The sequence below is a fragment of the Stieleria sp. JC731 genome (genome assembly GCF_020966635.1).
Taxonomy (GTDB): domain Bacteria; phylum Planctomycetota; class Planctomycetia; order Pirellulales; family Pirellulaceae; genus Stieleria.
Map to the genome: position 1 here is coordinate 1 of NZ_JAJKFQ010000035.1, position 5,736 is coordinate 5,736.

The following is a 5,736-nucleotide window of genomic DNA, read 5'->3' on the forward strand; positions in this document are numbered from 1 at the left end:
ACTATCAAACCGCAACTTCACTTGCGGCGATCATTAAACACTTACCACATGAAATCAGTTGGGCCGGATTCAGCAGCATTGAAGACAGACGTTGGCTATCGTAGTCACAACCACCCGCGCGAACGGTGGACATAACCGAGTGACGGCGGATGACAAACCACTTCAGAAACCCCGACTCCGTCACTTCGGTTCATGTCATGGTTCGCGTGGTACACACGACCACAGTCGGCACTACATCGCTGGTAGCAAGTCTACCCGATCGGAATCGTGAAGGGGAACGAGCATAGATATTTCGGCTGGCGGAAAAGGCGTTTGATCCACTATCTCGGAGCAGAAATCAAACGTTGACATCAAATGCGATAGACGGGCAACTGCTGTCCCGTGAATTCCGATGAGCGTTGTTCAAGCAAGACAATCAAACGGTGAATTCAATTGCGATCAATAGGAAACTGACGTCTCGCGAAATCAAAAGGGCCGAATTCACGAGCAACTATCAAACCGCAAATTCAATTGCAGCGATTAGCTATCTGTTAACACTTGAAATCAGAAGGGCCGGATCCAAACGCTTTGTATTGCGAAGGGCGATGACCAACTGAGAATGAGATGAATCACCCAGCGGTTCATCTACCCGCGCGAACGTCACGCGTCACCGGGTACGCGCGAAAGATTATCAACTTCAAAACCGCCGGCTCGCGTACTCCGGTGCACGCGATTGTTCCCCGCTCTCACGGTTGATGCACTAAGACTCGGCACGCGCCGCCAAGCGACGTTCCATTTCAGGGTCCCATTTCTCCGGGAGGTCGATCAATTGTAATTCGTAAACCAACAATGCGTTGGCCGGAAGGTCTGGATAGGTCTTCCGTTCATCATAAATCAGGTTAGGTGGTGCGACGACAGTCCGACGACCGCCAATTCGCATGCCCAGCAACCCGTATTCGATTCCGGTATAGCAGTCACGCCCACCGACGCGAATTGGATACGGGGAGTCCGGGACGGAGGCAAACAGTACATCGCCTTTGTGTCGAGTGCAAACGCAACTACAGACAGCAAGGTCGCCCGGCACGCATGGTCGGCCGGAGCCAATTTCATGGTCGGTGATTTTGAGGCTACGCGGTGGCTTCATTCGTCAATCGGGGAACGGTAGCGATCACCTGGTGGCGGCGATCGAGATGAAACTTAAACCCAATAGACGTCGACTCCGCCACTCGGGTGCATCGCATTGTTATCCGCCAATTTCTGGGTCAGTGCCATTCCATCGATCCCAACATACCCACGGCTGTGCAAGTGCCTCAGATCGAAAAAGCTCCATATCCCGATCCGTTGGAAAATTGTCTAGCGGTTTCCATATCGGGAGCCGAGGTGACTTGGGCTCAAGGTCAGGACGGAAGCATACATCAACCTTCCAATTTACGCGTGAGTCAGAAACCATCAAATTGCGAACGATGCTACAAATTAAGTAGTTATCATCAGATACGCCAACGACACAACGTCGTTCTTCGCCGGTCACAGTGCAAGGGGAGTTTATCGAAATAGGAAGGGTGTAGAACGTCCGGTTCTCCATGTGCAAATCCGTCGCAATTCTTCGATGTTCCAATCGCGTCTGAGTAAAGCGAATTCCAACGTATCCCATCCACGCAACTGTCAATGTCAGCAGGGCGAGCGATAGTCGAACAGACTTTACCATCGTACTAAACACGGATAACGTCACGCGTCACCGGGTACGCGCGGAAGATTTTCAACTGCCAAACCGATTGACTCGCGTACTCCGGTGCACGCGATTGTTACGTCAATTCGATGAGAACTCAGATCGCACACTGGGCCGCGACAGCAGTACGAGACACCATATCGCAAGCGGAAAGCCAAGGATAATGCCGGGACTCAAAACGGGGATTAGCGAGACAATGCACCCGATGACTGACAGTTTGTACCGGCGACGACGCAGAACAGACACCATCGCGGCAAAGATGACGCAATGCGCTGCTATTACAATCGATAGACCAATAGGGAATGTCCAATCTCGCACCATCCAGAAGGACCATCCCATTCCCTGCGCGGCGTTCTGCAAGTCAAGGAAGAACATGATGACGTACCACGCATCAACAAAGATGGTGAGCAGTAGAAGTACAAGCAACAATAACGCAGGGATGCCAACGCTTGATATCTTGGCATTGAGTTCTTCGCTTGGTGCTGAGTAGGGATTCTCGCTCACTTTCTCGTTTCATGCTGACGTAACGGCGGACATAACCGAGTGACGGCGGATGACACACCACTTCAGAAACCCCGACTCCGTCACTTCGGTTCATGTCATGGTTCGCGTGGTACACACGACCACAGTCTGCATCACATCGCTGCTGACAAGTCTACCCGATCGGAATATTGAAGGGGAACGGGCATAGGTATATCGGCCGGCGGTTTGGACGTTTGATCCGCTATTTCAGAGCCAAAATAAAACCGAGACTTCAAATGCGATAAATAGGAAACTGCTGTCTCTCAAATTCAGATGGGCGTTGATCAAGCAACACAATCAAACGATGACTTCAGTTGCGATCAAAAGGAAACTGGTGTCTCGCGAAATCCATTGGGCCGCGTTCAGGCACGACTATCAAACCGTTAATTCAATTGCGGCTATTAGCTGGTAGTAGCCACATGAAATCAGATGGGCCAGATTCAGCGGCGTTGAAGACAGGCGATGGTTATCGCAGTCACAACCACCCGCGCGAACGCCGGCGATCACGCGGCCGCCGCGGGTGATCATCCACTTCAACAACCACGACTCGGCGGCTCGTCGTGCATCGCATTGTTCTGCCTTCCTGATCGCAGGGAGGCAAGCTGCGAATAAACCTTCTCTCCGATTGTATCCGTTCCTTGAGTCCCACGTGCGTGGTCACCGATGATAGTAACTCCATTTCGCGCCGACCGATTCGAGACGCTGTCGTATGTCACGCGTCAGGGCATCATCAAGTCTGTTGACGTAGACAACCAGTTGGTTGCTGTCGTCGTGAGGAGATGGACCAACGGAGAATACGGCGTGATCGCCATCACGCCGACAGATCAAGGTGCGAAACCCATCCGGTTTGTCGACCAAGAATTGTTCATCACTCCACTGCGATGTGATGTTTAACGTAAGGCATTCGGCCACAACGTCTGTCTCGGCAGCAACCGCAAGTTGATGGAATGGTTCCACGTCACATTTGGCCGACAGGTTGGAGACATGCAATGAGCGGCAGAACGGTAGCCGTCACCGAGGTCGGGCGGTGGACTGACCACTTCAATAAAATACGACTCCCGACCTTCGCGTGCACGGCATGGTTCGCGCGGTACACACGACCACAGCCAGCAGTACATCGCTCTCGACAAGTCTACCCGATTGGAATCGCGAAAGGTAACAAGCATAGATTTTTCGGCTGGCCCATAGGGCGTCTGACCTGCCATCTCGGAGCAGAAATAAACCGTGACATCAAATGCGATCAACAGGAAACTGACGTCTCGCAAAATCAATTGGGCCACGATCACGAGCGACTATCAAACCGCAACTTCGGTTGCGTCGATCAGCTAGCACTTGTCACGTGAAATCAGATGAGCCGAAATCAGACGCTCTATAGTGCAAAGGGCGATGACCAACTGAGAGAGAGATGAGTCAGCCAGCGTTCATCTACCTGCGCGAACGTCACGCGTCACCGGGTACGCGCGAAAGATTTTCAACTGCCAAACCGATTGACTCGCGTACTCCGGTGCACGCGATTGTTACGTCAATTCGATGAGAACTCAGATCGCACACTGGGCCGCGACAGCAGTACGAGACACCATATCGCAAGCGGAAAGCCAAGGATAATGCCGGGACTCAAAACAGGGATTAGCGAGACAATGCACCCGATGACTGACAGTTTGTACCGGCGACGACGCAGAACAGACACCATCGCGGCAAAGATGACGCAATGCGCTGCTATTACAATCGATAGACCAATAGGGAATGTCCAATCTCGCACCATCCAGAAGGACCATCCCATTCCCTGCGCGGCGTTCTGCAAGTCAAGGAAGAACATGATGACGTACCTCGCATCAACAAAGATGGTGAGCAGTAGAAGTACAAGCAACAATAACGCAGGGATGCCAACGCTTGATATCTTGGCATTGAGTTCTTCGCTTGGTGCTGAGTAGGGATTCTCGCTCACTTTCTCGTTTCATGCTGACGTAACGATTGACATAACCGAGTTGCGGCAAATGACCAACCACTTCAAGGACATCGGCTCCGCAACTTCGGTTCATGTCGTGGTTCGCGTGGTACACACTACCACGGTCTGCACGACATCGCTGGTGACAAATCTACCCGATCGGAATCGCCAAGGGGAACGAGTATGAGTTTTTCGGCTGGCGCATAGGGCGTTTGCACCACTATGTCGGAGAAGAAATCAAACCTTCACATCAGAAGCGATCATCAGGAATCTGCGGCTCCTTGAACTCCAGTGGGCCGCGCACAGCAACAACGATCAAACCGTAACGTCAAATGCGATTGATTGGAAACTGATGTCGCACGAAATCAATTGGGCCGAATTCACGAGCAACTATCAAACCACAAACTCAGTTGCGGCGATCGGCTAATGGTTGTCAGGTGAGATCAGATGGGCCAGATCCGTCAGCATCGAAAACAGGCGTTGGTTATCGCAGTCACAACCATCCGCGCGAACGGCGGACATAACCGAGTGACGGCGGATGACTAACCACTTTAAAAACCCCGACTCCGTCACTTCGGTTCATGTCATGGTTCGCGAGGTACCCACGACCACAGTCGGCACGACACCGCTGGTGACAAGTCTACCCGATCGGAATGGCCAAGGGGAACGAGCATTGATATTTCGGCTGGCGGGTAGAGCGTTTGATCGGCTTTCTCGGAGCTGAAATCAAACCGTGAATTCAGTTGCGATCGATAGGAGACTGTCGTCTCGTGAACTCTCTTGGGCCGCGTTCACGAGCAACAATCAAACCCCAAATTCAATTGCAGCGATCAGCTTTCTCTTGACACTTGAAATCAGATGGGCCGGATCCAAACGCTTTGCATTGCGAAGGGCGATCACCAATTGAGAACGAGATGAGTCACCCAGCGGTTCATCTACCCGCGCGAACGGCAGACATAACCGAGTGACGGTGGATGACATACCACTTCAGAAACCCCGACTCCGTCACTTCGGTTCATGTCATGGTTCGCGTGGTACACACGACCACGGTCTGCACCACATCGCTGCTGACAAGTCTACCCGATTCACATCGCCAAGGGGAACGAGCATAGAAATTCCGGCTGGCGCATAGGGCGTTTGATCCGCTATCTCGGAGCAGAAAACAAACCGTGACATCAAATGCGAAAAACTGGCAACTGCTGTCCCATGAATTCAGATGGGCGTTGTTCAAGCAAGACAATCAAACCGTGAATGCAGTTGCGATCAACAGGAAACTGATGTCCGTTCAAGTCCGATGGGCACAACTGTCAAACCGTAATTTCAGCTGCGTCGATCAGCTAACAGTTGCGACGTAAAATCACATGGGCCGAAGCCAAACGCTTTATTGTGCAAAGGGTGATGACCATCCGGGAAACAGATGAGTCATTCAGCGGTTTACCTACCCGCGCGAACGGCGGACATAACCGAGTGACGGCGGACGACTAACCACTTCAAAAACCCCGACTCCGTCACTTCGGTTCATGTCATGGTTCGCGTGGTACACACGACCACAGTCTGCATCACA

Annotated in this window: 4 protein-coding genes; all 4 read right to left on the reverse strand. The window is 52.1% G+C overall.

The window, feature by feature from the left end; all coding sequences use genetic code 11:
* Window positions 1-739: 739 nt before the first annotated feature.
* On the reverse strand, window positions 740-1,123 hold the full coding sequence (locus tag LOC67_RS26985; RefSeq protein ID WP_230265970.1) for an FKBP-type peptidyl-prolyl cis-trans isomerase: 384 nt from the start codon (window positions 1,121-1,123) through the stop codon (window positions 740-742).
* Between the two features lie 663 nt (window positions 1,124-1,786).
* A complete protein-coding gene (locus LOC67_RS26990; RefSeq protein WP_230263830.1) occupies window positions 1,787-2,209 on the reverse strand; it encodes a hypothetical protein in 423 nt (140 codons plus the stop codon).
* 675 nt (window positions 2,210-2,884) lie between these two features.
* On the reverse strand, window positions 2,885-3,184 hold the full coding sequence (locus LOC67_RS26995; protein WP_230265971.1) for a hypothetical protein: 300 nt from the start codon (window positions 3,182-3,184) through the stop codon (window positions 2,885-2,887).
* A 565-nt stretch (window positions 3,185-3,749) separates the two neighbouring features.
* Entirely contained in the window at window positions 3,750-4,172 is a 423-nt protein-coding gene (locus tag LOC67_RS27000; RefSeq protein ID WP_230265972.1) for a hypothetical protein, read from the reverse strand.
* Window positions 4,173-5,736: the final 1,564 nt, after the last annotated feature.

Coding starts and splice junctions, on each gene's coding strand:
- LOC67_RS26985 (WP_230265970.1), bottom strand. CDS start 1,123: ATGAAGCCACCGCGTAGCCTCAAAATCACCGACCATGAAATTGGCTCC.